The 26,693-nt window shown below is 74.1% G+C and carries 20 protein-coding genes and 1 pseudogene; 12 read left to right on the top strand and 9 right to left on the bottom strand.

Annotation, left to right across the window (positions count from 1 at the left end; translation table 11 throughout):
- Positions 1–226 precede the first annotated feature (226 nt).
- A complete protein-coding gene (locus AB0I41_RS01120; RefSeq protein WP_357100537.1) occupies positions 227–631 on the bottom strand; it encodes a hypothetical protein in 405 nt (134 codons plus the stop codon).
- A 9-nt stretch (positions 632–640) separates the two neighbouring features.
- Here AB0I41_RS01120 and AB0I41_RS01115 point away from each other — a divergent pair, with 9 nt between their 5' ends.
- The 7 genes from AB0I41_RS01115 to AB0I41_RS01085 all read left to right on the top strand — a co-directional run bounded on the left by AB0I41_RS01115 (position 641) and on the right by AB0I41_RS01085 (position 7,939).
- A complete protein-coding gene (locus AB0I41_RS01115; protein ID WP_357100529.1) occupies positions 641–1,678 on the top strand; it encodes a cation diffusion facilitator family transporter in 1,038 nt (345 codons plus the stop codon).
- Positions 1,679–1,683: 5 nt separating this feature from the next.
- Entirely contained in the window at positions 1,684–2,226 is a 543-nt protein-coding gene (locus AB0I41_RS01110) for a GNAT family N-acetyltransferase (protein ID WP_357100287.1), read from the top strand.
- Positions 2,227–2,310: 84 nt separating this feature from the next.
- Positions 2,311–2,724 (top strand): hypothetical protein, encoded by a 414-nt coding sequence (locus tag AB0I41_RS01105; protein ID WP_357100284.1) that lies wholly within the window; start codon positions 2,311–2,313, stop codon positions 2,722–2,724.
- A gap of 59 nt (positions 2,725–2,783) precedes the next feature.
- On the top strand, positions 2,784–4,046 hold the full coding sequence (locus AB0I41_RS01100) for an aspartate aminotransferase family protein (protein ID WP_357100281.1): 1,263 nt from the start codon (positions 2,784–2,786) through the stop codon (positions 4,044–4,046).
- Positions 3,988–5,553, top strand: a complete 1,566-nt coding sequence (locus AB0I41_RS01095; RefSeq protein WP_357100278.1) for an NAD-dependent succinate-semialdehyde dehydrogenase — start codon at positions 3,988–3,990, stop codon at positions 5,551–5,553. Before AB0I41_RS01100 ends, AB0I41_RS01095 begins: the two co-directional genes overlap by 59 nt.
- A complete protein-coding gene (gene solA / locus AB0I41_RS01090; RefSeq protein WP_357100275.1) occupies positions 5,550–6,749 on the top strand; it encodes an N-methyl-L-tryptophan oxidase in 1,200 nt (399 codons plus the stop codon). Before AB0I41_RS01095 ends, solA begins: the two co-directional genes overlap by 4 nt.
- A 275-nt stretch (positions 6,750–7,024) precedes the next feature.
- Complete coding sequence (locus AB0I41_RS01085; RefSeq protein ID WP_357100526.1) at positions 7,025–7,939, top strand: cation diffusion facilitator family transporter; 915 nt, start codon at positions 7,025–7,027, stop codon at positions 7,937–7,939.
- A gap of 158 nt (positions 7,940–8,097) precedes the next feature.
- Here AB0I41_RS01085 and AB0I41_RS01080 read toward each other — a convergent pair whose 3' ends face one another.
- Positions 8,098–8,400, bottom strand: a complete 303-nt coding sequence (locus AB0I41_RS01080; RefSeq protein WP_357100273.1) for a glutaredoxin family protein — start codon at positions 8,398–8,400, stop codon at positions 8,098–8,100.
- 77 nt (positions 8,401–8,477) lie between these two features.
- On the bottom strand, positions 8,478–8,762 hold the full coding sequence (locus AB0I41_RS01075) for a heavy metal-associated domain-containing protein (protein ID WP_357100270.1): 285 nt from the start codon (positions 8,760–8,762) through the stop codon (positions 8,478–8,480).
- A gap of 335 nt (positions 8,763–9,097) precedes the next feature.
- On the opposite strand from AB0I41_RS01075, the pseudogene AB0I41_RS01070 reads away from it, so the two are divergent.
- Positions 9,098–9,322: pseudogene (locus AB0I41_RS01070) on the top strand (hypothetical protein); the annotation flags it as partial.
- 18 nt (positions 9,323–9,340) lie between these two features.
- Here AB0I41_RS01070 and AB0I41_RS01065 read toward each other — a convergent pair.
- Positions 9,341–11,653: a BTAD domain-containing putative transcriptional regulator gene (locus AB0I41_RS01065; RefSeq protein WP_357100267.1), complete on the bottom strand. Its 2,313-nt coding sequence runs from the start codon at positions 11,651–11,653 to the stop codon at positions 9,341–9,343.
- 297 nt (positions 11,654–11,950) lie between these two features.
- On the opposite strand from AB0I41_RS01065, the gene AB0I41_RS01060 reads away from it, so the two are divergent.
- Genes AB0I41_RS01060 through AB0I41_RS01045 form a run of 4 tightly spaced genes read left to right on the top strand, consistent with a single transcriptional unit; the run spans position 11,951 to position 21,090 of the window.
- Positions 11,951–14,449 carry a non-ribosomal peptide synthetase gene (locus tag AB0I41_RS01060; protein WP_357100264.1) on the top strand — a complete coding sequence of 833 codons (2,499 nt, stop codon included), beginning with the start codon at positions 11,951–11,953 and terminating at the stop codon, positions 14,447–14,449.
- Positions 14,446–17,745: an amino acid adenylation domain-containing protein gene (locus AB0I41_RS01055; RefSeq protein ID WP_357100261.1), complete on the top strand. Its 3,300-nt coding sequence runs from the start codon at positions 14,446–14,448 to the stop codon at positions 17,743–17,745. Before AB0I41_RS01060 ends, AB0I41_RS01055 begins: the two co-directional genes overlap by 4 nt.
- Positions 17,742–20,879 (top strand): beta-ketoacyl synthase N-terminal-like domain-containing protein, encoded by a 3,138-nt coding sequence (locus tag AB0I41_RS01050; RefSeq protein WP_357100258.1) that lies wholly within the window; start codon positions 17,742–17,744, stop codon positions 20,877–20,879. The genes AB0I41_RS01055 and AB0I41_RS01050 overlap by 4 nt, the downstream gene beginning before the upstream one ends.
- Positions 20,872–21,090 (top strand): MbtH family NRPS accessory protein, encoded by a 219-nt coding sequence (locus tag AB0I41_RS01045; RefSeq protein WP_357100256.1) that lies wholly within the window; start codon positions 20,872–20,874, stop codon positions 21,088–21,090. Before AB0I41_RS01050 ends, AB0I41_RS01045 begins: the two co-directional genes overlap by 8 nt.
- A gap of 227 nt (positions 21,091–21,317) precedes the next feature.
- Here AB0I41_RS01045 and AB0I41_RS01040 read toward each other — a convergent pair whose 3' ends face one another.
- Genes AB0I41_RS01040 through AB0I41_RS01020 form a run of 5 tightly spaced genes read right to left on the bottom strand, consistent with a single transcriptional unit; the run spans position 21,318 to position 26,602 of the window.
- Positions 21,318–22,541, bottom strand: coding sequence for a 2-oxo acid dehydrogenase subunit E2 (locus AB0I41_RS01040; protein WP_357100254.1), 1,224 nt, complete (start codon positions 22,539–22,541; stop codon positions 21,318–21,320).
- Positions 22,534–23,547 carry a transketolase C-terminal domain-containing protein gene (locus tag AB0I41_RS01035; RefSeq protein WP_357100251.1) on the bottom strand — a complete coding sequence of 338 codons (1,014 nt, stop codon included), beginning with the start codon at positions 23,545–23,547 and terminating at the stop codon, positions 22,534–22,536. The genes AB0I41_RS01040 and AB0I41_RS01035 overlap by 8 nt, the downstream gene beginning before the upstream one ends.
- Complete coding sequence (locus AB0I41_RS01030) at positions 23,540–24,478, bottom strand: thiamine pyrophosphate-dependent dehydrogenase E1 component subunit alpha (RefSeq protein ID WP_357100248.1); 939 nt, start codon at positions 24,476–24,478, stop codon at positions 23,540–23,542. The genes AB0I41_RS01035 and AB0I41_RS01030 overlap by 8 nt, the downstream gene beginning before the upstream one ends.
- Entirely contained in the window at positions 24,475–24,723 is a 249-nt protein-coding gene (locus tag AB0I41_RS01025) for a phosphopantetheine-binding protein (RefSeq protein WP_357100245.1), read from the bottom strand. The genes AB0I41_RS01030 and AB0I41_RS01025 overlap by 4 nt, the downstream gene beginning before the upstream one ends.
- The gene (locus AB0I41_RS01020; RefSeq protein WP_357100242.1) at positions 24,716–26,602 is read right to left on the bottom strand and encodes an HAD-IIIC family phosphatase; all 1,887 of its coding nucleotides are present in this window, start codon (positions 26,600–26,602) and stop codon (positions 24,716–24,718) included. Before AB0I41_RS01020 ends, AB0I41_RS01025 begins: the two co-directional genes overlap by 8 nt.
- Between the last annotated feature and the right edge of the window lie 91 nt (positions 26,603–26,693).

Genomic DNA, 26,693 nt, shown 5'->3' with positions numbered 1-26,693 from the left:
CGGTATAGCACACCCGGTTGCGAGCCGCCGAGGCGGCACTGGCCGGAGTGGTGTGTGGAACGCTAAGGACCTGCGAACGTCCTGTCAACAATTAACAGTTACGCGCCGGTAACGAGTCCGTGTCGCCAAGCTGCGTCGATCTTCAAATGGGCTACTTGCGGGGACAGCCGCACGTCGGCGCCGGGTTCGCGGTCAGCTTCGCCGCCCGGGGATCCATCGGGGAGTCTCAAGAAGATTGTTGACAACCGTTGACTGGTGCTGGCGATGTGGACAAGATGTGATGACGCGGCAGGTGCCTCTCGGCAGCCGACCGGCTCTCTGCAGGCCCCGCGATTCCTTCTCCGCCGGCACGAACGGACTCTCGATGCGAGCCTCGACCAGTACAGGCGATCATGGCCACGGGCATGACCACAGCCACCCGCACGACGACGCTCCCGCCGCAATGAACGGCCACGAGCACGGCCATGAGCATGGCCACGACCACTCCGATCACGATCACCACTCGACCGAGGCGCCGGCCGCCGCCACCGATCACGGCCACGATCACGGCCACGATCACGATCACGGCCACGATCACGGGCATGGGCACGATCACGGCCACGATCACGGGCATGGGCACGATCACGACCACGGGACCGGCCTGTGGGCGCGGATCAAGCACACGGTCACTCCGCATGCCCACGACGCCAACGACGCGATCCAGACCGCCGAGGAATCGTCCAAGGACGGGATCCGCACGGCCTGGATCGGGCTGGCCGGCATGATGGCCACCGCGATCGCGCAGATGGTCATCGTCGCGGTGTCCGGGTCGATCGCCCTGCTGGCCGACACCATCCACAATCTGGGGCACGCGGCGACCACGATCCCGCTGATCATCGCCTTCCGGCTGGGCCGTCGCGCGGCGTCGAAGAAGTTCTCCTACGGTTACCGGCGCGCCGAGGACCTGGTCGGGTTGTTCATCTCCCTGGTCATCGTCGCCTCGATCGTGCTGATCATCTGGGAGTCGATCGACGCGCTGGTCAACCCGCACCCGCTGGCCAACCTCTGGTGGGTCTTCGCCGCCGGGGTCGTCGGCTTCCTCGGAAACGAGGCGGTGGCCGTGTACCGCATCCGGACCGGCCGTCGCATCGGATCCGCGGCGCTGATCGCCGAGGGCCAGCACGCCCGTGCCGACGGGTACACCTCGATCGCCGTCGTCGCCGGCGTGCTCGGCGTGTGGCTCGGGTTCGCCCGTGCCGACGCCATCGTCGGCCTGCTCATCGCCGTGGCGATCACCGGCATCCTGATCAACTCCCTGGTCATCATCATCCGCCGCCTCATGGACGGCGTGGAACCGGCGACGATCGACCGGATGCGCACCACCATCACCGGCGTCGCCGGCGTCGAGACCGTCGGGGAGGTCCGTGCCCGCTGGTCCGGCCACCGCATGGAGGGCGACGCGGAGATCGGCGTCGACTCCCGGCTGAGCGTGACCGAGGCCCACGACGTGGCCGAGGACGTGCAGCACTCCCTGATGCACACCGTCGGCAACCTCGACCGGGTCACCGTCCACATCCACCCCACCGTCAACGGCGTGATGCCCGACGGCCTCCACGAGTTGTCCGGCCACCACGCCACGAAGGAAGCCCGGGAGGCATACCGGGCCAGGCTCGCCGCGCAACGCCCGGGCGCGCGGTGACAGCCATGGCCGGCTCCCCGACATGGTCGATCCACCTGCTGAGTGAGCGCACCCTGCCCGGCGCGCAGTCGGTGATGCGGCGCAGCATCGCCGAGGACTTCGGCGACGCCTACGACCCGCAGATCCACGCCGACGTCGACGACCCGTTGACCCACTACGCCCCAGGGACCGGCCCCTTCCTCCTGGTGGTGACCGACGACAGCACCGGTGAGGTCCTGGCCACGGGCGGGATCCGCGACGGACGGCTGAAGCCGGGCCTCACCCCGCAACACGTCGTCGACCGGTACGAGGACGGTCGGCACGGCCAGCTCGTCCGCATCTACGTCCGCAAGGAGGCCCGCCGCCGCGGCATCGCCAAGGCCCTGGTCCGCGCGGTTCTCGACCGCGCGGACCAGGAGGGGCACTACCAGGCCGTCGCCCTGCACACCTACCGCCACTCACCGGGCGCCGTCGCCTTCTGGGAGTCCCTCGGCGCCCTGCTCATCCATGACGACACGCAGGGAGCCACCGGTGCGGTCTTCTACGACCTGCCGTGCTCCCCGCAGTGACTTCTGTGCAGTGCCCCAACATCGTGCCGCTGCCCGATGATCCCCATGCCCATCCCGACCGCACCGTCGAGACAGGAGAACACCGTGTCCAAGCGCCGTGACGTCTTCATCTTCGTTGCCGAGCCCACCAAGGTCGAGCAGGCCCGTACCAGCCTCATCGACTGGTTGCGCAGCCTTGAGGGCCACCCCGGCTACCTCGGGGGCTCCGTGCTGCGCGAGTGCGCCGGGGAGCTCATCCCGAACACGCTGGTGATGACGCTGGAGTTCGAGAGCACCGAGGCCGCCCGGGCCCTGTGGCCGAAGATCGAAAACTCGATCAACCCGCTCTACCCCGACGACAAGTCCGACAAGTCCATGGACCAGGGTGCCGCGTTCTTCACCGGCGCGGACGATGCCGTAGCGCCGGAGGACCTGAAGTTCACCCGCGGTAACGGCCTGGTGGCCCGGATGCTGCACATCCACGCCGAGGTCGTCGAGGACGTCGTGGCCGCCGCCTGACCCGCACCGTTCCTGCCACCAGCTACCGCCCCCTTCCCCGACGTGACGAGGAGCCTTTCGTGACCAGCAACAGCCTGTGGCATCCGCAGACCGCGATGTCCACCATTGAGGAAACCCTCACGGTCATCGCGTCGGGGCGGGGGGCCTCGGTGCGTACCGAGGACGGCCAGGAGCTGCTCGACCTGCCGGCCGGCCTGTGGCACGCCAATGTCGGACACGGTCGCACCCGCATCGCCGACGCCGTTCGTCAGCAGATGACCGTCCTGGAGACGTACCACCTGTTCCAGGGCATGGCCAACCGCCCCGCCATCCAACTCGCCGAGCGCCTCGCCGGGCTGGGTCCCATCCCTGACGCGAAGGTCTTCCTCACCAGCGGGGGCTCCGACTCCGTCGACACCGCCTGCAAGCTCGCACGCCGGCACTGGCAGGTGGCCGGGCGGCCCGGCAAGCGCATCATCGTTTCCCGCCAGCACGCCTACCACGGCCTGCACGGGTTCGGTACGAGCATCACCGGCATCCAGAGCAACCGCGACGGGTACGGCAGTGACTCGCTGATCCCCGAGACCGCCCGCGTGCCATGGGACGACCTGGCCGCCACCGAGGCCGAGATCCTCCGGCTCGGGCCCGACAACGTCGCCGCTGTCATCGCCGAACCGGTCATCGGCACCGGGGGAGTGCTGCTGCCCCCGCCCGGCTACCTCACCGGGCTGGCTGAGCTGTGCCGGCGCCTGGACATTCTGCTCATCGCCGACGAGGTCATCACCGGCTTCGGGCGTACCGGGCATTGGTTCGCCTGCCAGCGCTTCGGCATCGAGCCGGACCTGCTCACCATGGCCAAAGGCCTCACCTCCGGCTACCTGCCGCTGGGCGGCGTGCTGGTGTCCCGGCGCATCTGGGAGCCGTTCTTCGCCGAAACCCCCGACGCCCCGGTCTTCCGTCACGGCCTGACGTACTCGGGCCACGCCGCGGCCTGCGTCGCCGCCGAGGTGAACCTGAGCATCCTCGAGGAGGAAGGTCTGTTGGACCGCGTCCTGGACCTTGAGCCCGTCCTGGCCCAGGCCGTCACCCCGCTGCGCGACCACGAAGCCGTCGTCGACGTCCGGGCCGGGGTCGGCCTGCTCGCGGCCGTCCAGCTCGCCCCCGACGTCGACGCACGTCCCGTACTGCGCGCCGCGCGGGAGCAGGGCGTCCTGACCCGGCTGCTGGCCGACAACTCTCTGCACGTCAGTCCCCCGTTCGTCATCACCGCCGAGGAGATCTCCCGTGCCGCTGACGTCCTCAAGCGCGCTCTCGACCGAGCCCGTACCCTCGAATCCGCCTGAGCCCGCGCGGGCGTCGGCGCTGCATCCGGCCGACATCACCCGGCACCGCGACCTCACAGAGACCGCAGCCGCGTCGCTGCCCGGTGGCTTCCTGACCACCGAGTGGTCGGCGCCGCGCTCCGGGCGGACCTTCGCCGTCGCCGATCCCGCGTTCGGCCAGCCGGTCGTCGCCGTCGCCGACTGCGAACCGGACGACGCCCTGCTCGCGCTCACCGCGGCGAGTGACGCGTTCCCCGCCTGGGCGGCCACCCCGACCCGCCGGCGAGCGGACATCCTGCACCGGCTCTATCAGGCGATGCTCGCCGATGAGGAGCGCCTGGCGGCCCTCATCACCCTCGAGGTCGGCAAGACCCTCGCCGAGGCCCGCGGCGAGGTCCGCTACGCCGCCGAGTACGTCCGCTGGTACGCCGAGGAGGCGGTCCGCAGCTCCGGCCGTAGCACCCCCACCCCCGACGGCAGCTGGCACATCCTCACCGTCCCGCGCCCGGTCGGCCCCTGCCTGCTCATCACCCCGTGGAACGTGCCGCTGGCGATGGCCACCCGCAAGGTCGCGCCGGCGCTGGCCGCCGGCTGCACGGTTGTCCTGAAACCGGCGGAGCTCACCCCGCTGACCGCGCTGGCCTTCGCGCAGCTTGCCCAGGACGCGGGGGTCCCGGCAGGAGTCCTCACCGTGGTCACCACCACGGATCCGGCGGCCGTGTGCAGCACCCTCATCGCCGACCCGCGACTGCGGAAGGTGTCCTTCACCGGGTCCACTCCCGTCGGGAAACTCCTGCTGCGGCAGGCTGGTGCGCACGTCCTGCGCGCGTCGATGGAACTCGGCGGCAACGCCCCGTTCCTGGTCTTCGACGACGCCGACCTCGACCTCGCGGTCCGTGAGGCAGTCATCGCCAAGATGCGCCTCGGGGGCCAGTCGTGCGTGGCGGCCAACCGGTTCCTCGTCCAGGAACCGGTGGCCGACGAGTTCGCCGCCCGTCTCACCGAGGCCCTCACCGCGATCAGAGTCGGGCTGGGAACCACGGACGCCGACCTCGGCCCGCTCGTCGACGACCGCGCGGTGGCCAAGGCCGACCGGCTGGTCGACGACGCCATCGCGAAAGGGGCGACGCTGCTGGGGCGTGCCGGCGTGCCCGACGGCCCGGGCAGTTGGTTCGCCCCGGTGGTGCTGGACCACCTCAGCGCCGACGCTCTCCTGCTGCAGGAGGAGGTGTTCGCCCCGGTCGCGGGCATCCGCCGGTTCCGGACGGAGGACGAGGGGGTGGCGTTGGCCAACGACACCCCGTTCGGGCTCGCGGCCTACCTGGTGGCGCGCGACAGCGACCGGATCGCCCGGGTCGCCGGCCGGTTGGACAGCGGCATGGTCGGCATCAATCGGGGACTGCTGTCCCACGTGGCCGCACCGTTCGGCGGGATCAAGGAGTCCGGTCTCGGTCGGGAAGGCGGTGCCGAAGGGCTCGCCGAGTACCAGAACCTCAAGTACCTCGCCGCCCCGGCGCTGGCCTCATGAACCTCGTCGGAACCGCTCGCCGGAGGACCGCGGTCATCGGGGCCGGAGCGGTGGGGAGCATGGCTGCCTGGCAGCTGGCCGAGCGCGGCCTGGAGGTGCACGCTTTCGACCGCTGGGGTGTCCCGCACCACCGCGGGGCATCCGGCGGGCAGACCCGCCGGTTCGCGGTCATCAGCATGGCCGACCCGGACCTGCCGCCGCTGGTTCTCCGGGCCGAGCGGCTGTGGCGCCGGCTGGAGGAAGCAACCGGACGACGTCTGCTTGAGCAGACCGGCGGACTGATCCTCGGACCCGCCGGCAGCACCTCCGTCCGGCAGGCCGTGACCAGCTGCGAGAACTGGGGGCTGGCGCACCGCGTCCTCGACGCACAGGAGCTGCGGCGGCGCTTCCCCCAGCACGCCGTCGACGACGAGGACATCGCTGTCCATGACTGGGTGACCGGCTTCCTCCGGCCCGAGCTGGCGATCCTCGCCGCGATCGAACGGGCTGAGACGCTCGGGACGACGGTGCACCATGACACCGAGATCCTCGACATCGACGTAAGATCCGACACCGTCGGGCTGACCTACCGACGTACGGGACGAAGCGCGGACCGACCGCACAGCGAGACGTTCGACGCGGTGGTCCTCGCCCCTGGCGCCTGGGCGGCCACGCTGCTGCCGGACGGACTGCGGGCGGCGATCGGGGCGGCCGGACTGACCGCCCGTCGGTTGGCGCAGACCTGGTTCGTACCGGACGACCCGTCGCTGTACGGCGCGGAACGCTTTCCCGTCTTCGAACGGGTCGGCCTGCCGGGCGGTGCCTCCGTCTACGGCTTTCCCAGCCAGGACGGTGCCACGGTGAAGATCGGCGTGAAGACCCGCCCGCACCCAGAGGTGGCCGATCCGGCGCGACCGGATCCCCACCTCACCGCCGAGCACATCGCGGAGGTCCGCGAGGTCGTCGCGCGCCGGTTGCCCGGACTCAACCCGCGTCCCGTGCAGACCTCGGTGCACGTGGAGTCGTACACGGAGGACGGCCGGCCAGTCGTCGGGCTGCTTCCGGACGCCGCGCACGTCGCGGTCGCCGTCGGATTCTCCGGCGGAGGATTCAAGTACGCACCGGCTGTCGGCGAGGCCCTGGGCGACCTCCTTGCTGACGGTGCCACCGAGGCCAGTATCCGGCAATTCGCACCGGGCCGCTCCGCGACGGTGTGAGCAGATCACCCGGCCGGGGCGGCCGGCTGGACCTGTTCTACAAGCTGGCCGACGTCGTGCTGTTCCCGGAGGCCGGCCGGGGGTGCGCGGGCCGGCGGGGGCGCTTCGTCCTGTCTGGCGGAACGACATGCCGGCGCGCACCTGTTCAGGCGTCCCGTGATCGCGATGAAATGGCTCGCTGCTGGCGCAACTGGGAACGGAACCCGTTTCACTATTGCATACATTGCAATACGAGCATATGTTGGTGGCATCGCCAAGGTCGGAGGGATGCGGACATGGGAGCAGGCCACAATCATGGGGGCGAAGCGATGCGGGCGGGTGCGCGGCACCGGAAACCGCTCTGGGCGGCGCTGGCCGTCCTGGCCACGTTCATGGTTGTCGAGGCGGTCGCAGCCTGGCTCACCGGCTCCCTGGCGCTGCTGTCGGACGCGGCGCACATGTTCACCGATGTCCTCGGGATCGCGCTGGCCGTCGCGGCCATCACCGCAGCCGGTCGGTCGTCCGACGGCGGTCACCGCACGTTCGGTCTGTACCGGCTGGAGGTCCTCGCGGCGCTGGCAAACGCCGTCCTGCTGTTCGGGGTGGGGGTGTTCGTGCTCGTCGAGGCGGTACGCCGGTTCGGTGACCCGCCGCAGGTGCTGGTTCTCCCGATGTTTCTCGTCGCCATCGCTGGGCTGATCGCCAACGTGGTGGCGTTTCTGCTGCTCCGGGCCGGCGCGAAGGAGAGCCTCAACGTACGCGGCGCGTACCTCGAGGTGCTGAGCGATCTCCTCGGCTCGGTCGGGGTGATCGCCGCCGCTGTCGTGATCGCCACGACAGGCTGGCTCTACGCGGACCTCGTCGTCGCGGTGGCGGTCGGCGTGTTCATCCTCCCGCGTACCTGGCAACTCGCCCGCGCCGCGCTGCGTGTGTTGGTGCAGGCCGCCCCGCCGCACATCGAGGTGGCGGCGGTCCGGGCGAGCCTGATCGACCTGCCCGGGGTGGCCGACGTGCACGACCTGCACGTGTGGACGCTGACCTCGGGCATGGACGTGGCCTCGGCACACCTGAGCCTGCGTGCCGGTGCCGAGCTGGGGCCGGTTCTGGCGGCGGCGCGGGCCCGGTTGCACGACGGGTTCGGCATCGACCATTGCACCCTGCAGGTGGAACCGTCCACGGCGGAGGAGGTGTGCGACGGCGTTCGGTGGTGATCGACGTCAGGTGTTCGCGAACTCGCCAGCGCGTAGCGCTCGTCACGGCATGAGGCCCGCCGGCAAACGGTGACGGCGGGAGATCCAACGAGCCGCTGCGGTCGCCCGGCAATGGCAGGCGACCGCAGTGGCTCGATGACCTGCTGACGTGGCCGGGATCAGCTGGTGGAGTTACCCGCGGTCCCTCGCTCGGCGAGATGGGCACGCAGCACGTCGTCGGTCGGCTCGACCAGCAGGCGGCCGTCGGGCCAGACCAGGGTGGGAACGCGACGGGGTCCGTGTTGCAGCATCCGTACGAGCGCTACCGCGGCTGGGTCTTCGTCGAGGTCGACGTAGCGGTACGTGACCTGGGCGGCGTCCAGCAGGGCCCGACAACGCCGGACGTCGGGGCACCACCCGGTGCCGTAGACCACCAGATCGGTCCCGGTCACGACCTCGTGGCAGGGATCCTCGCGGCTCATGCCGTCTCCTCCAGGGCGGTGACAGTGCGGCGCCGCGCCCGCCGTTGTGGTGACGGCGGACACGGCGGCATCGGTGATCAGCTGACGAGGCGGTAGCCGGCCCGTTCGACCGCGGCGTGGACGTCAGCCCTGTCCAGCGAAACCTCGCTGGTGACGGTGGCCGTGCCGTTGGCGACGTCGACCTGAACGTCCGTCACGCCTGGGACTGCGCCGAGGTGGCTTGCCACTTTCCTCGCGCAGCCGGTGCAGGTCATTCCCGAGATGGTGTAGGTGCTCTGCAAGCCGTCGGCGTTGCCGACGGCAGCGGGGGTGTTGTCGTCGGTGGCAGTGGCGCAGCCGCAACTGGTCGCGCTGGTGCACATGGAACCCTCCTTGGCGGGTGTGACGGGATGGTGTGGGCGGCGATCGTGGACCGCTGCCCGTCCGGGGCTGCCTTCGTCGGGATGGCTTAACTAGCTGGAACATACCCGCCCGGGGTATATGAATCAAGAGGCTGAGACGTTGGCCGGAGGACGAGGTCCCGGCCTTCTGCTACTCGGATCCTGATACCCCTACGGGGTCATGTTTGTGTCTTACCCCTACCCCCCAAGGGCATCGGGCGTAGTCGAGGCAACTGGCCCCGAGTGGGGCTGAGGTGGCTGTTCAGGCCGGGACTGTTCAACGGCGGGACCGACCTGTTCGCGCGCGTGGGACCGCCTTCACCGCCTCCTCGGTGGTCTCCACGGTCCAGCGCCACGGCGACAACCTCCGGGTCCAGCTGGGCGGACCGGTCACCGTGGCCCCTGACGTGCCGCCGCCGTCCGCCGTCCGCCTGGATCTCGTCCCGGGCCGGAGGGTCTGGGCGGCGGTGCGGGCCGCGGCGACCCGGGCCTACCCGGCCGCCCCGCCGACCAGCAACGTGGGCGGCGGGCGGGATGCCTGAGGGCGGTGCCCGGCCTGCTCAGGCGGGGCGGCCGATGAGGGAGCGTCGGTCCGCCGCCGCCCGGGGCGACGGGATCCCGGTCGGCCAGCGGTTCGCGGCGACCTCGGCCGACCAGTAGCGGGGCAGCGCGGTGGCACCCGGCTGGGCGCCCACCGTCCGGTCCCGCCCGCCCGGCCGGCCCTGCCGGTCGGCGGTGGGGGCCCGCTCGCCGCCGGAGTTGCCCGGCAGCAGCCCCCCGCTGGGCCGGATGCCCAGTTCCCGCATCCGGTCGACGTAGGCGCGGTAGCGGCGCTGCGCCTCCCCGTGCCGGCCGGCCGCCTGGAGCACCTGGACCAGTTCCAGGTGGGTGTCCTCGTCGTACGGGTCGTGGTGCACCAGCCGCATCAGGTAGACCAGCTTCTGGTCGGTGTCCGGGGCGTGCTGGACCAGAGCGCGCAGCACGCTGGTGTGCGCCGCCTGCGCCTCGTCGCGCAGCGGCTGCGCCCAGTCCTCGTACGGGTCGTCGGCGAGGAAGTCGCCGCCGTAGAGTTCGTCCGCCCGGGCCAGCAGTCGGGCCGCGTCCGGCTGCCCGGCCCGCTGCGCCGCCTGGGCCTCCTCGGCGGCGGTGAGGAACGCCTCCACGTCCACGTCGACCACGTCCAGGTCGATCGCCACCGAGCCCCGGTCGGCGAGCACCGCGCCGGCCTCCCCGTGCCGCCCGGTGCCGAGCACCCGGCGCAGGGTGGAGAGCAGCACGGAGAGCCGGTTGGCGGTGCGCGAGGGGGACTCGTCGGGCCAGAGCAGCTCCATCAGCCGGATCCGAGGAACCGCCCGCCCGCGCTGTGCCACCAGGATCTTCAGCAGGTCACGGGCCTTCTTGGACTGCCACTCGCCGTACGGGACGAGGGCGCCGGCGCGGAACACCCGGAAGTCGCCGAGGGTGTGGATGACGACCGCCGGGACCCGCAGGGTCATCGCGGTGAGCCCGTCGGCGACGCCGACGTCGAGGCGTACCCCGCAGCGGCGCAGCTGCTGCTCGGCGCCCTCCGCGCCGCGCCGGGCCGGCCGGCCGCGCAGCCGAGCGGCGATCAGCCGGACGGCGGCCTCCTCGGCCCGGTCGCCGGTCTCGCGGGACAGCGCGGCGGCGTCGTCGAGCAGCCCGGCCGCGGCCCGTGGGTCCGGCGCGGCCAGCACGATCAGCTGGAGCGCCTGGATCAGGGTGGCGCGCCGCCGGCCGACGGTCGCGCCGGTGCGGGCCTCGGCGGCGTCGTGGTGGGCCCGGGTGGTGTCGCCGCGCAGCAACGCCACCCAGCCGCGGGCCAGCAGCGCGTACGGCCGGTGCGGGTCGCCGGCGACGGCCACCGCGCGTTCGGCGTACGCCTCGGCGGCGGTCAGGTCGTCGGCGGCGCGTACCCGGGCCAGTTCGGCGAGGATCCAGACCCGCAGCGGGAGCGGGCCGGAGTCGGCGTCGAGCGCGGCGAGTGCCGCCTCCAGCGACTGCCGGGCCTGGCGCGCCTCCCGCCGCCGGCGGTGCACCATGCCCAGGGTGGCCAGGCAGTACGCCTCGTCGTGGCCGATCCCGGCCAGCTCCCGCAGCCGCCGCGCGGCGGCCCCGTCGGCGAGCGCCTCCTCCAGCCGGCCGAGCTGGCACTTCGTCGCGGCACCCAGGCTCAGCGCGTACGGCTCGTAGCCGGTGAGCCCGGCGACCTCGGTCAGCCGGATCGCCGCTTCGGCGTGCCGCAGCGCGTCGCCGTTGCCGCCGAAGGTCAGCGCGTGGCCGGCGAGGTCGAGGTGGATCATCAGGCGGAACAGCCCGGCGTCGGCCTGGTCCAGGTCGCCGGTGAGTTCGGGGCGGACCCGGCCGACCGCCTCGTCCCCACGCGCGGCGGCCAGCAGCGCGGAGAATCGCACGGTGGCCTGCGCGGCGGTGGCGCTCCGGCAGTCGCCGGCGAGCCGGACCGCCTCCTCGGCGCTGGCCGCCGCCTGCTCCAGGTCGCCGTCGAGCAGGTGGTGGACGGCGGCGAAGCAGTGCAGCTGGACCGCGTGCGGGCCGGCGGTGTCGGCCGGGACCGGCACGAGCCGGGCCAGGGCCGCCGCGTACTCCCCGGCCAGGTGGTGGCGGAGTGCGTCGCGCCACGCCTCGGCGGCCGGGTCGCCGCCGGGGGCGGCGAACAGGTCGGGCTGTGCCACCAGCCACAGGTGGCCGGCCTTCCGGTCGCCGGTGTCGGCGAGCCGGCGCAGCGCCGGCCCGAGATCAGCCGCCGACGTCCCGTCGGACGACGGGTCGACGCTCCTTCCGTTCGGCGCCCGCGTCGACGGACGCCAGGCTTCGTGGGCATGGTGTGCGGACATCCACCGCTCCTGGGGTCTCTCGTGGAGGATCAGGCAGGCGGGGGTAGTCGAGCGACGCTGAGTCGTCGCGTGGTGCACTTCCCCCCGCTCGAATCATTGCTCCCATCGAGCGACATCGCCATAACCAAAAGAGACGTTGAACTTACTGACGGCTATGCGCTATTGGCATATGACTGCGCTCAGGATTCCCTCAGACAGTCGGCACGCCACCCGCAGCGGTCGTACAAGCTACCGGCACCCCCCGGTTCCAGAATCCCGGTCATCGCCTCCTCACCCGCCGATCGGAGATGAGACCCGATGACCGAACGACCGGTCGACCCTCACCTCGGCACTCACTGGCAGCGGCAGCTCGCCGCGCTGCCGGAGCCGCCCGAGCTGCCCGGCCCGCCGGCCCCGGACGGTGACCCGCCCGCCGCGGTGGCCGTGCCGGCCGGTCCGGTCGACCCGTTGACCGGCGTCCTGGCCGGTCTGCTCGCTCTGGCGCACCGCTGGACCGGGCGGCGGGACCTGCTCGCCGAGATCCCCGCCGGCCCGCACGCGCCGGTCGGTTGGCTGCCTGTCCCGGTGCGGCTGCCCGAGAATCCCACGTGGACGGAACTGCGCGAAATGGTTGCCACCGCGATCCTCGCGTCCCGTCGGCACGCCGCCGAGCTGCCGGTGCCCGTACCCGGCCCGCGACCGGTCGTCGCCGTCGGCCCGGACCCGGCCGGCGCCCGCGCCGCCCTCGTCGTCCGGCTCGCCGAAGACGGCGTTACGGCGACCGCACCCGACCCGCTCACCGCCGGCGGCCTGGCCGTGCTGCTGGCCCGCGCCGGGGAACGCCCCGACAGCCGACTGTCCGACCTGCCCGTGCTGGACGACGCCACCCACCGCCGGGTGCTCGCCGAGTGGAACGCCACCGACACCGGGTACCCGCGCGACCGGTCGGTGCCGGAGCTGTTCGCGCAGTGGGTCGAGCGGACCCCGGACGCCCCGGCGCTGCGGCACGGCGGGCACATCGTCTCCTACCGGGAACTGGACCGGCGGGCCGACTGCCTGGCCCGCCACCTGCGCGGGCTCGGGGTGGGCGGGGAGAGCCTGGTCGGCCTCTGCCTGACCGACACCGAGACCTGGACGGTGGCCGCCCTGGCCACGCTCCGGGTCGGTGCGGCGTACCTGCCGCTGGACCCGGGGTACCCCCGGGAGCGGCTCGCGCTGATGTGCGCCGACGCCGCCCCGCAGGTCGTCCTGCATACCGCCGCGCTGGCCGACCGGCTCCCCGACGGGCCGGCCACCCGGGTCGCCGTCGACCGGCTGCCGGCGCAGGAGCAGTCGGCCGCGCCGTCCGCGCCGGCGGCCGTCCACCCCGACCAGCTCGCCTACGTGATGTACACCTCCGGCTCCACCGGCCGGCCCAAGGGCACCGGGGTGAGCCACCGCAACATCGTCCGGCTGGTCCGGGAAACCGACTTCATCGACGTCCGGCCCGGCGACGTGATGGGGCAGGCGGCGACGATGTCCTTCGACGCCGCCACCATCGAGGTGTGGGGCGCGCTGCTCAACGGGGCCTGCCTCGCCGACCTGGACATCAACGAGGTGATCGTGCCGGAGCGGCTGCGCGGCCGGCTGCGCGACGACGGCGTGACCATGATGTTCCTGGCCACCTCGGTCGCCCGGCAGCTCGCCATGGACGCCCCCGACGCGCTGGCCGGGCTGCGCTACCTGACCTTCGGCGGCGAGCAGGCCGACCGGGTGGCGGTGGAGCGGCTGCGGGCCGCCTGCCCGGACACCCGGCTGGTCAACGGGTACGGCCCGACCGAGGGCACCACCTACACCACCACGTACGACTGCGCGGAGCTGACCGCCGACGACCCGGTGGTGCCGATCGGCGGCCCGGTCGCCAACACCCGGGTCTACGTGCTCGACCACCTCCTCCAGCCGGTGCCGCCCGGGGTGCTCGGGGAGCTGTTCATCGGCGGGGACGGGGTGGCCCGCGGCTACCTCGGCCGGGCCGGGGCGACCGCGGAGCGGTTCGTGCCGGACCCGTTCGGCTCGCGCCCCGGTGGCCGCCTCTACCGCAGCGGGGACCTGGTCCGGCAGCGCGCCGACGGGCGGATCGAGTTCGTCGGCCGGGCCGACCAGCAGGTCAAGATCCGGGGTTACCGGGTGGAGCCCGGCGAGGTGACCGAGGTGCTGCGCGGCGGCGGGCTGCTGCGCGACGCCCTGGTACGCGCCGACCGGGACGCCGCCGGCGACGCCCGGCTGGTGGCGTACGTGGTCCCCGACGAGGGGGTGGACGTCGAGGCGGTTCGGGCCCGGGCCCGGGAACTGCTCCCCGACCACCTGGTGCCGGCGGTCTTCGTACCGCTGCCGAAGCTGCCGCTCAACCGCAACGGCAAGGTGGACCTGACCGCCCTGCCGCCGCCGGACACCGCGGCGGAGCCGGACGTTCCGGACACCGCCCCGCGCACCCCGACCGAGCGGGTGGTCGCCGGGATCTGGCAGGACGTGCTCGGCGTGCCGGTGCACGGCCGCGACGACGACTTCTTCGACCTCGGCGGCCGGTCGCTGAAGGCCACCCGGGTCCGCTCCCGGCTCTCCGCCGCCGTCGGCGTGGAGGTGCCGCTGCGGCTGGTCTTCGACCATCCCACGGTGGCCGCGCTGGCCGCCGCCGCCGACCAGATCGCCGCCGCGAGCGGCCGGCCGGTGCCGGCGGCGGAGCAGCCGGTGGCGCCGGCCGACCCGCTGGACGGGCCGGCCCCGGCAGACCTCGCCGGGCTGCTGGACCACCTCGAGCGCGGGGCGGGGGCCCGGTGACCGCCGGGGCGGCCCTGGACCCGGCCGAACTGCTGCGCCGGGTCGACGCCCTGCCGCCGCAGCGGCGGGCGGCGTTCCTGGCGGCCGTCCGCGCCGACGGCGACCGGTACGGGGTGTACCCGCTGACCACCGCCCAGCAGTGGATGCTGCTGCTGGCCCAGCTCCGTGAGGAGAGCCCGGCCTACCACGTGCCGTACCGGGTGGACCTGCGCGGCGAGCTGGACCTGCGGGCGCTGCGCGCCGCGCTGGACCTGGTGGTGGCCCGGCACGAGGCGCTGCGTACGGTCTTCGTGCCGCTGGACGGCGAACCGCACCAGCTGCTGCTGCCGCCGACCGGGCTGCCGCTGACCGTGGTGGACGTCCCGCCGGAGCGGATCGACGGGTACGCCGCCGACGAGGCCCGCCGCCCGTTCGACCTGGCCCGGGGTCCGCTGGTCCGGGCCACCCTGTGCCGCACCGGGCCGGCCGACTGGTCGTTGCTGCTCTCCCTGCACCACGTGGTCTGCGACGGCTGGAGCATGGGGCTGCTCTTCGACGAGCTGTCGACGGCGTACGCCGCGTACCGGGCGGGACGCGAGCCGGCCCTGCCGCCGGTGCCCCGGGACGTCCCGGCGGCGCTGGCCCAGGACCGGCTGCTCGACCCGGCCGAGCTGGCCCGCCGGCTGGGCTGGTGGCGGGACGCGCTGGCCGGCGCACCGCCCGGGCTGGACCTGCCCACCGACCGGCCCCGCCCGGCGGAGCTGGAGGACGCCGGCCACGAGATCGAGTTCTCCTGGCCGCCGGCGCTGGCCGACCGGGTGGCCGAGGCGGGCCGGCGCACCGGCGCCACCCCGTACATGATCTTCGCGGCGGGTTGGGCGGCGCTGCTGCACCGCCGCAGCCGGCAGCCGGACCTGCTGGTCGCCACCCCGGTGGCGAACCGGCAGACCATCGACAGCGAGACCGCCGTCGGGTTTTTCGTCAACACGCTGGTGCTGCGCAGCCGGATCGAGGCCGGCCGCACCTTCGGCCAACTGCTCGACCAGCTCCGCGACGGTGCGCTGACCGCGCTCACCGACCCGGTGCCGTTCGACGCACTGGTGCAGGAGCTGCGGCCGGAGCGCGACCCGGCCCGGCACCCGCTCGCCCAGGTGATGTTCGCGGTGGAGGACGGCTGGGAGGACCGCCTCACCCTGCCCGGCCTCACCGTGCTGGCCAGCGGGGAGACCCACACCAGCACGTCCATGTTCGACCTGACGCTGACCGTCATCCCCCGGGACGGGCGGATCGACGGGCGGATCGAGTACCGCAGCCGGCTCTTCGACGCGGCGACCGCCCGGGCGCTGGCCGACCAGCTTGACACCCTGCTCACCGCCGCGCTGGCCGCCCCGGACACCCCGGTCGACCGGCTGCCGCTGCTCTCCCCGGCCGACGGCCGGGAGGTGGTGGACCGGTGGGGCTCCACCGCACCCCCGGTGGCCGACCGGCACACCCTGCCCGAGCTGGTGGCCCGCTGGGCGGCCGAGACCCCGGACGCGGTCGCCGTGGCGTACCTGGACCAGCGGCTGACCTACCGGGAGCTGGACGCCCGGGCGGACCGGTTGGCCCGGCGGCTGCGCGCGCGCGGGGTGCGGGCCGAGACCACCGTGGGGGTCTGCCTGCCGACCGGGCCGGACTGGCCGGTCGCCGTCCTCGCCGTGCTCCGGGCCGGCGGGGTCTACCTGCCGCTGGACCCGCAGTTGCCGGCGGCGCGGCTGGCCCACCTGCTGACCGACGCCGCCGCCGGCCTGGTGGTCACCCGGGCCGGCACCGAGCTGGCGCTGCCGGCGACCGACGTGCCCCGGCTGCGGCTGGACGACCCGGACGAGACCGGCACCGACGAGCCACCGGCCGACTGCCATCCGGACGCCGCCGCCTACCTGATCTACACCTCCGGCTCGACCGGCCGCCCGAAGGGAGTCGTCGGCACCCATCGGGGGCTGCGCAACCTGGCCGAGGCGCAGCGCCGGCTGATCGGCGTCCGCCCCGACGACCGGGTGCTCCAGTACCACTCGGTCAGCTTCGACGTCTCGCTGTCCGACCTGGTCACCGCGCTCACCGCGGGAGCGGAGCTGCGCCTGCTCGGCCCGGACGAGCGCACCCCCGGCCCCGACCTCGCCGCCGCGCTGACCCGGCACCGGATCACCGTCGCCGACCTGCCGCCGGTGGTGCTCGACGCGCTCGACCCGGCGGCCGTGCCGCGGCTGCGGGTGCTCACCGTCGGCGGGGAGCCCTGCGCCCCGGACGTCGCCGCCGCCTGGTCGGGCGGCCGGGTCCTGGTCAACGGGTACGGCCCGACCGAGGCCACGGTCACCGCCACCGCCGCCGTCCCGGCCGCCGACGACGGGGAGCTGCCGATCGGCCGGCCGCTGTCGGGGGTGCGCGCCTACGTGCTGGACTCCGCGTTGTGGCCGGTGCCGCGCGGCGTACCCGGCGAGCTGTTCGTCGCCGGCTCCGGGGTGGCCCGCGGCTACCTGGGCGACCCGGCGCTGACCGCCGCGCGGTTCCTGCCCGACCCGTTCGCCGCCACCCCGGGGGAGCGGATGTACCGGACCGGGGACCTGGTCCGGTACCGGGCCGACGGGCAGCTCGTCTTCCTCGGCCGGGGCGACGACCAGGTGAAGATCAACGGCTACCGGATCGAGCTGGGCGAGGTGGAGGCCCGGCTGCGGGAGTGCCCCGGGGTACGCCGGGCCGCCGCCGTGGTCCGCACCGACTCGCCGGGTGGGCGGCGGCTGGTCGGCTACCTGGTCGGCGACGGGCTGAAGGTGGACGAGCTGCGCCGCGAACTGCTCCGGCAGGTGCCCCGCTACCTGGTGCCGGCGGCGTTCGTGGTGGTGCCGGACCTGCCGTTGACCGCCAGCGGCAAGCTCGACCAGGCCCGGCTGCCCGCCCCCGCCGTCACCCGGCCGGACCTCGACGGCGCGTACGTGGCGCCGGACGGTGAGCTGGAACGCGCCGTCGCGGACACCTGGCGGGAGGTGCTCGGGCTGACCGAGGTGGGCGCGCACGACAACTTCTTCGACCTGGGCGGCACCTCGCTGCTGCTGGCCAAGGTGCAGAAGCGGCTGGTGGACCGGCTCGACCGGCCGGTGCCGGCGGTCGAACTGTTCCGGCACCCGACGGTCGCCCTGCTGGCCCGCTTCCTGGCCGGGGCGGACGAGCCGCCGCCGGCCGGGGACACCGCCGCCGGCCGGCGGCGGGACGAACGCAAACAGGCACTGGCCGACCGGGCCCGCCGGGCCCGCCCGGTGCCGGTGGGGGAGGGACGGCCGTGACCACGCAGGAGACCGGGCTGGAGATCGCCGTCGTCGGGCTGGCCGGCCACTTCCCCGGGGCCGCCGACGTCGACGAGCTGTGGCGGCGGGTGCTGGCCGGGCAGGAGACCATCACCCGCTTCTCCGACGAGGAGTTGGCCGCCGCCGGGCTGACCGAGGCGGACCGGCGACACCCCGACCTGGTGCCCGCGCACGGGACGCTGCCGGACGTGGACCGCTTCGACGCCACCTTCTTCGGCTACTCTCCGCGTGACGCCCGCCTGATCGACCCGCAGCAACGGCTCTTCCTCGAGTGCGCGTGGGAGGCGCTGGAACGCGCCGGCCACCTCGACGGCGACCCGGACCGGCTGGTCGGCGTCTACGCCTCCTGCGCGGCCAGCGGGTACCTGCTGCACCACCTGTTCGGCAACCCGCGGCTCGGCTCGGTCTCCGAGTACGAGCTGATGCTCGCCAACGACAAGGACTCGCTGCCCACCCGGGTGGCGTACCACCTGGACCTGCGCGGGCCGGCCGTCGCGGTGCAGACCGCCTGCTCGTCGTCGCTGGTCGCGGTGCACCTGGCGGCGCAGGCGCTGCTGGCCCGGGAGTGCGACGTGGCGCTGGCCGGCGGGGCGCACGTGCGGCTGCCCGGCGGCACCGGCTACCGGCACGAGGTCGGGGGCATCATGTCCCGGGACGGGCACTGCCGGCCCTTCGACGCCCGCGCCACCGGCACCGTCGGCGGCGACGGCGCGGCGCTGGTGGTGCTCCGCCGGCTGGCCGACGCCCGCCGCGACGGCGACACCGTGTACGCGGTGATCCGCGGCTCGGCGATCAACAACGACGGCCGGGTGAAGGTTGGCTTCACCGCCCCCGGGGTGGACGGCCAGGTCGCGGTGATCCGGGCCGCGCAGGAACTGGCCGAGGTGGACCCGGCCAGCATCGGCTACGTGGAGGCGCACGGCACCGGCACCGAACTGGGCGACCAGATCGAACTGCGGGCGCTCGGCGAGGCGTTCCGCGGCGCCGGCGGGGACGGGCGGTGCGCGATCGGCTCGATCAAGTCGATTCTGGGTCACCTGGACGTGGCCGCCGGGGTGACCGGGCTGATCAAGGCGGCGCTGGCGCTGCACCACCGGGTGCTGCCGCCCAGCCCGTACTGCACCGAGCCGCACCCCGGGCTGGCGGACGGCCCGTTCCACGTCAACACCATCCCGCTGCCGTGGCCGGAGCGGGACACCCCGCCCCGGGCGGCGGTCAGCTCCTTCGGCATCGGCGGCACCAACGCCCACGTCGTCCTGGAGGCCGCCCCGAGGGACGCCGCCTCGGCCACCGTGGAGGACACCGAGTCCCCGGCGCCGGGTGAGGGCGCCGACGAGCGACCCCGGCTGCTGGTCCTCTCCGCCCGGGACGCCGACGCGCTCGGCCGGGCCCGGGACCGGCTCGCCGCGCACCTGGCCGAACGGCCGGACCTGCCGCTCGCCGACGTGGCGTACACCCTGCGGGCGGCCCGGCGGGAGTTCCCGCACCGGCTGGTCGCGGTCGCCACCAGCGCCAAGGACGCCGCCGCCCAACTCTCCGACCCGGACTCGCGGCTGGTCCGCACCGGGGTCGTCGCCGGCCCGGCCGGCGTCGCGTTGCTCTTCCCCGGCCAGGGCGCCCAGTACCCTGGCATGGGACGCGCCCTGTACCGGAGCGAGCCGGTCTACCGGGAGGTCTTCGACCGCTGCGCCGACCTGCTCCGCCCGCACCTGGACCTGGACCTGCGCGCGCTGCTCTACCCGGCCGGCGACGCGGTCGCCCCGGCGCCCGCGCTGGATGAGACCTGGCTGACCCAGCCGGCGCTCTTCGCCGTCGAGTACGCCCTCGCCGAACTGCTGCGCCACCGCGGCGTCCGGCCGGCCGCGCTGGCCGGGCACAGCCTGGGCGAGTACGTCGCGGCCTGCCTGGCCGGGGTCTTCACCCTGCCGGACGCGCTCGCCACGGTCGCCGTACGCGGCCGGCTGATGCAGGCGCAGCCGCCCGGCGCGATGCTCTCGGTGGACCTGCCGACCGACGAGGTGGAGCCGCTGCTGCCGGCCGGGGTGTCGGTGGCGGCCAGCAACGCTCCCCGGCTGACCACCGTCTCCGGGGAGTACGCCGCGGTCGCCGCGCTCGCCGAAGCGCTGCGCGGGCGCGGGGTGGCCTGCCGGGAGCTGCGCACCTCGCACGCCTTCCACTCGGTGATGATGGACCCGGCGCTGCCCGGCTTCGCCGCCCACCTGCGGGACGTGCCGCTGCGCCCGCCGACCCTGCCGGTGGTCTCCAACGTGACCGGTGGCTGGCTCACCGACGACGAGGCCACCGACCCGCAGTACTGGGTGCGGCAGCTCAGCCGACCGGTGCGGTTCAGCGCCGGCGCGGAACTGCTGCTGCGGCAGCGGCACGCCCTGCTGGAGGTCGGCCCCGGCCGGACCCTGGCCACCCTGGCCCGCCAGCACGAGGCGGCCCGCCAGGTCGCCGTGGTGACCACGCTGCCCGCCGACCGCTCCCCGGCCGGGGAGAACGTCGCGGTCACCGAGGCGCTCGGCCGGCTCTGGCTCGCCGGGGTGCCGCTGCCGTGGCGGGACGGCCCGCGCCGGCGGGTGCCGCTGCCCACCTACCCGTTCGACCGGCGCCGGCACTGGGTGGCGCCGTTCCGGCGCGACCCACTGCCCGCCGTCGACGACGTCGACCCGCCGGCCGAACCGGTCGCCGCCGCGCCCCGAACGGGGCCGACCACCCCGGACGGACCGTACGAGGTGGTGCGGCGGATCTGGGTGGAGCTGCTGGGGGTGGACGACATCGGCCCGCAGGACGACTTCTTCGAGCTGGGCGGGCATTCGCTGCTCGGCACCCGGGTGGTCGCCCGGATCCGGGACGCGATCGGCGTCGACCTGTCCCCGGGGGCGATCTTCGAGTCGCCGACGCTCGCCGCGCTGGCCCGTGCCGTGGCCGCGCTGGACCGGCCGGTCCCGGCGCCCCGGCAGCCGGCCGACGACGTACCCCCGGCCGCCAGCCCGGCCCCGGACGATCTGCTGCCCGACCTGCTCGCGGAGATCCGGGGGATGTCCGCGGAGAGCCTGGCCCGCGAGCTTGCGCTGGCCCGACACGAGGAGAGGAACGGCGATGGCTGACGAGTACGACGGCGAGCACCGCGTCCTGGTCAACGACGAGGAGCAGTACGCGCTCTGGCCCCGGGACAAGGAGCTCCCGGCCGGGTGGCGGGACGCCGGCTGCGCCGGTGGTCGGCAGGAGTGCCTGGAGTTCGTCGAGCGCACCTGGACCGACATGCGCCCGCGCAGCGTCCGCGCACACCTGGCGGCTGAGGCGGCCCGGGTGGGCTGACCGCCGATTCCGGCAGCGTCAGGCGTGGCATCCCGTCACGCCGGGCCCGCGATGTCCGCCCACCACATCTGCGGACGTCGCGGGCCCGGCGTCTCAACAGACCGACCGGCGGCGATTTCGCTGCCACCCGCTCGACAGACCACTGCGGTGACATCTGGCCGAATGGACGCCATGAGCGTCCATCCGCTGCCCGGGCGCCGGCGGCGGACCGTCGGCGCCCCACCACCTCACTCCTCGGCGAGCCGGTCCGGCGCTTCCAGGGCCGACTTCACCGCTTGGAGGAAGGCGACCGCGTCCCGCCCGTTGACCACCCGGTGGTCGTAGACGGCGCTGATGTTCACGAACCGTCGCACCACCACCGAGCCCGTGCCGTCCAGGGCCAGCTCGTCCTGGGTGCCGCCGATCGCCACCACGCAGGTCTGGCCGGGGAAGACGATCGGGCCGGCGAGCACCACGTCCGGGTCGGTGTGCAGCGAGACGACGATGGTGCCGCCGGCCAGCTCACCGGCGCGGAAGCCGTCGCCGCCGGCCCGGGTGCGGAAGTCCATCAGCGTCTCGGCGATCTCCGCGCAGGTCAGCTCCTCGACGTCGCGGACCACCGGGACGAACAGGCCGGTGCCGACGTCGATGGTGACTCCGACGTGCGCCGCCTCGGCCAGCCGTACGCTGGTGCCGTCGCCGGGGGTGGCGAAGAGCAACGGGTGCTCGGCGCGCAACCCGCCGATCGCCTTGACCAGCAGTTCGGGCAGGCCGACCAGGGTGCGGGTGGCGCGGGTGAGCTGCCGGGCCACGGTCAGGGCGGCGTCCGCGCGGACCTTCACCACGGCCAGCGCCGCCGGCACCTCGCGGTGCGACTCGGTGACCACCGCGGCCACCGCCCGCTGCGCCCGGGAGAGCGGGTGCACCGGCCGGGCGTCGTCGGGCGCGGCGCCGCCGTCGCTGGCGGCGGCGGCCACCACCACCGGCTCCGTCGGGGCCGGGCTGGTCGCCAGGGCCGCCGGCCGGTTCGCCAGCAGGCGTTCCACGTCGGTACGACGCACCACCGCCCGCCCGAGGTCACGCAGCTCGGCGTCGCTGATCCCGTGCGCGTCGGCCAGCTCCCGGGCCGAGTCGGTCAGCACCGGCCCGACGCCGTCGCCGGCTCCGTCCGCCCGGCCGCCGCCGGCCGGGCCGCCGTTGGCCCGGGCGCGCTCGGTGAGGAACCGCTGCCGGGCGTCCTCGCTGGCGAATACGTAGCCGATCACGTCCCCACACCGGCACTCCTGGTTGACCGTGGTGAGCCGGTGCAGCACGCCGGTGCCCTCGCTGAGCAGCTCCTCGGCCGCCTTGGAGGTCTCCACCACGGCGATCGGGTCGCCGGAGCCGACCTGCTCGCCGTCCTCGGCCAGCCAGTCGGTGAGCACGTACGACGTGTCGTTGTTGTTGAGTTTGGGAACGACCAGGTCAATCACCGCTGACGACCTCCTTCACGGCCCGGTGGATGTCGGTGTCCTGCACCAGCACGGTGCGTTCGAGGTGGGCGGCGGTGGGGATCACGCTGTCGGCGGAGTGCACCAGCCGCACCGGCGCCCGCAGGGTTCCCCAGAGCCGGCCGTGCACGGCCTGGGCCAGTTCCGCCCCCCAGGTGCCGCCGGCGGTGCTCTCCTCGGCCACCACCACCCGGCCGGCGCGGGCCAGGCTCGGCAGCAGCGCGTCCACGTCGAGCGGCCAGAGCCGGGACGGCACCAGCACCTGGCAGACGATGTCGTCGCGCAGCAGCAGCTCCCGGGCCACCCGGACGGCCCGGCCGGCCAGCCCGCCCGGGACGACCAGCACACAGTCGCACTGCTCCGGGTCGTCCACCCAGATCCGGGCGGTGCCGGCGTCCGGGCCCAGGTAGTCGTAGCGGAACAATTCGTCCACCACGCCGTCGGCGTACATCCGGTTGGTGTAGAGGACCTTGTCCTCGAAGAGCAGCCCGGGCCGGCCGGAGGCGAGCATCCGGGCCAGCACCGCGTGGTTGTCGTGGAACGGCGACACCTCGTGCAGGGTCAGGCCGGGGATGCCGACGAAGTGCTTCTGCGGGCTCTGGCTGTGCGTCGGGCCGTACCCCCGGTTGCCGCCCGTCGGGCAGCGGACCACCAGCCGCATCGGCACCGGCCGGCCGTACATGGCGGTGGACTTGCTGGCGAAGTTGAGGATCTGGTCGAAGGCCAGCGCCACGAAGTCGCTGAACATGATCTCGACTATGGCGCTCTGCCCGGCCAGGGCCAGCCCGCCGGCCACCCCGACGATGCCGCCCTCGCTCAGCGGCGTGGACAGCACCCGGTCCGGCCAGCGCCCGGAGAGCCCCCGGGTCGCCTTGAACGCCCCACCGTACGGGTCGACCAGGTCCTCGCCGAGCAGGTGCAGCCCCGGGTCGTCGGCCATCAGCGCGTGCAGCGCCTGGTTGAGGTTCTCCACCACCCGCTCAGCCACGGTCAATCCCCTCCCAGCGGCTCGCCGGCCGGCCGGAAACCTCCCGGACCACGTCCGCCACGTACCGGCGCTGCCGCTCGTCGTGCTCGCTGAACTGCTCCGGGAAGGCCGCCGCGTAGCGGGCGTACCAGTCGTGCGCCCGGGCCTGCCCGATCTCCTCCGGGCGGCGGCTGTCGTCGCCCTTGCTGTGCGGGCCGACCCGGTGGGTCAGCAACTCCACCACCTGCGGCGCGGCGCGATCCCGGACCCGGCGCAGCACCGGCGCCAGCTCGGCCCGGACGGTGTTGGTGTCGGTGGAGGTGACCAGCAGGTGATCCACCCCGAATGCCCGGGCCCGGCCGCCGATGCTGCCGGCGAGCTGGACCCCCGTCGGGGTGGACTGGGCGATGCCGTTGTTCTCCACCACCAGCACCAGCGGCAGCTCCCAGAGCGCCGCCATGTTCAGCGCCTCGTAGACCGCACCCTCGCCCCAGGTGCCGTCGCCGACGTAGACCAGCGCCAGCCGGCCCGGCTCGGCCCGCTTCAGGTGCAGCGCCACCCCGGCGGCCACCGGCGCGCTCTCGCCCTGCACCCCGGTGGAGAGGTAGCGGTCACGCAGGATGTGCTGGCTGCCGCCGACGCCGTGGCAGACCGCGCCCTGCCGCCCCATCACCTCCGCGAGCAGTCCGTGCGGGTCGGCGAACCGGGCCAGGTAGTGCCCGTGCCCGCGGTGGTTGCTGAACACGTGGTCGCCGTCGTCGAGCAGCGGGCGCAGCGCCACCGGCACGTACTCCTGCCCGAGGCAGGTGTGCGTGGTGCCGTGCAGCTCGCCCCGGCCGAACATGTCCAGCAGGGCCAGTTCGAAGTGCCGGATCAGCAGCAGCAGGTCCAGGTCGGCGTCGGTGAGCCGGGTCGGGCCGGTCGGCGGCGCCTCGGTCCGGGTGGCGGTCACGACGCCTCCCGGGCCAGCTCCGCGGCGACCAGGTCGACCAGCTCGCCCACCTGGCCGACCGCCAGGTACGCGCGCAGGTCCAGCCGGACGCCGAGGTCGTCCTCCAGCGCGGCCAGCAGCCGCAACGCCTCCAGGCTGGTCCAGTTGGCCAGCGTCTCGAACCGGACGTCCGGCGCGATCCGCGCCGCCGGGACGTCCGCGACCTGCTCGATGAGGTCCGCGACGGTGGTGAACACCTCAGGCACGGACGCCTCCCTCCTCCTCCAGGACGATCCACGCCGGCAGCAGCCGGGGCGGCGGGTCGAGCGGCAGCACGTGGCGGGTGGTGCCCTCGTGCGTGGACCCGACGGTGAAACCGGCGGCCGGCCAGCAGGCTCCGCCGGGCTTGTTGCGGGCGGTGGGCCGGAACAACGCCTCCAGCCGGTGCGCTCCCGCCGCCCGGGCCAGCTCGATGACCCGGTGCAGCACCGCCTGTTCGATGCCCCGGGAGAAGACCCGGCAGCTCAGCACGAAGTTCTCCACCACCCAGTGGTCCGGGGCGGCCCGGTCCAGCCAGACGCCGCCGACCAGCCCCTCGGTGCCGAACCGGTCCGCCACCTCGACGGTGAGCACCAGGTGATCGGGAGAGGCGGCGCGCTGCCGGGTCTGCGCCTCGGTGTGCGCCCGGTCGGTCATGGTGAACTGGTTGGTGCGCAGCCCGAGTTGGGCCAGCCGGGGCAGGCTCAGCTCGTCCACCGGCCGGACGCCGACCCGCAGCTTCAGCTCGTGCAGGTAGTCCTCGGCGGAGCGGAAGGTGGCGGCGAAGTCTTCCCGGCCGGCCCGGGCCCGGTACAGCTCGGTGCGGTCCCGGTCGGTGGCCCCGGTGGCCAGCACCGTGAAGTGCCCCTCGGTGAGCAGCCGGCCGGCGAAGCCCGCCGGGTCACCGGCCAGCTCCACCACCCGGACGGCGGGCAGTTCCCGGCGGACCAGCTCGCATTCGAAGGCGCTGTCGTCGGCGAAGACCACCGCGTCCAGCCCGAGGTTGAGCGTCTCGGCGAGCTGGCGCAGGTTGTCGTCCTTACGTCCCCAGTTGACCGCCTGCGCGACGAAGTCGTCCGCGCGCAGCAGCAGGTCCGGGTGCCGGTCGAACGCCTCGGCGACCACGTCCGGGTCGTTCTTGCTGCACACGGTGAGCAGGACGCCCTGCCGGCGCAGGGCGAGGGCCCGCCGTTGCACGTCCCGGTGGCAGTTGCCCGGGTAGTCGGTGCCGAGCTGGATGCCGGCCAGCCCGTCGTCGCCGAGCACTCCCGCCCATAGCGTGTTGTCCAGGTCCAGCGCCAACACCTTCGCGGTGCGCCCGAGCACCGCCCGGCAGAAGGTGGCCGCCTCGGCGGCGTACCGGCGCTCCACGGTGGGCGTCCAGGCCATGCTGGCGAAGCGGTAGAGGCGTTCGTCGCGGACCGGCCCGTCGTGGTCGACCAGTAGCGCCTCCAGGTCCATCGTGTACGCCCCGTCCCGCCCGCCCAGCTCCAGCAGCCGGCCGTTCAGCTTCCGCCAGGCGCGGCCCAGCTCGGCCCGGCCCCGGAAGCTGATCACGGTGCGGTGTTCCAGCGGGGAGAGCGGCACGGTGTGCAGCAGCACGGCGCCGTCCTGCTGGGCGGTGAAGCCGCGGACCGCCGCGGCCAGCACCTCGGCCCGGTCGGTGAGGACGCGGCCGAGGCCGGGCAGGTCGCCCGGGTCCCACTCGGCCGGCAGGAACCAGCCGTCGTGCAGCAGGCAGAGCGTCACGTCGGGGCGGAACTCGGCCAGCTCGGAGCGGGGATCGCTGAGGTCGAGCACCAGTTGGTCGAAGCCGGAGACGTGGATCTCCGGGGTGATGCCGGCGCGCAGCAGCGCCACCCGCAGCAGCGGCTCCACGGTGCCGGGGGTGAACGTGCCGGTGACCGCCACCCGCAGCGGGCGCAGCGGGAACTCCTCGGAGGCCAGGCGGTCCGCGGGCACCCCGGCGAGCAGCCGGCCGGCCGTGGCGACGGTGGCGGGCGGGGCGCCGTCCAGGTGCACCAGCGCGGGCGCCACGGTCGGGTCCGGCGCCGTGTCCGGGCCGCGTAGCCCGCGGATCCGGAACAGCAGCTCCTCGACTCTCATCAGGTTTCCTTCCTTCTCCCGTCGGGCGGGTCGTCGTCGCTCGGGCCGGCCCGGGCGCGCCGCCCGCCCGGGTTCCCGGCCGGGCTCGCGC

The organism is Micromonospora sp. NPDC050200, from assembly GCF_040656135.1.
In the GTDB taxonomy this organism is placed as follows: domain Bacteria; phylum Actinomycetota; class Actinomycetes; order Mycobacteriales; family Micromonosporaceae; genus Micromonospora.
The sequence above is the reverse complement of the archived record's forward strand: the minus strand, read 5'-3'. Positions and strand labels throughout refer to the sequence as shown.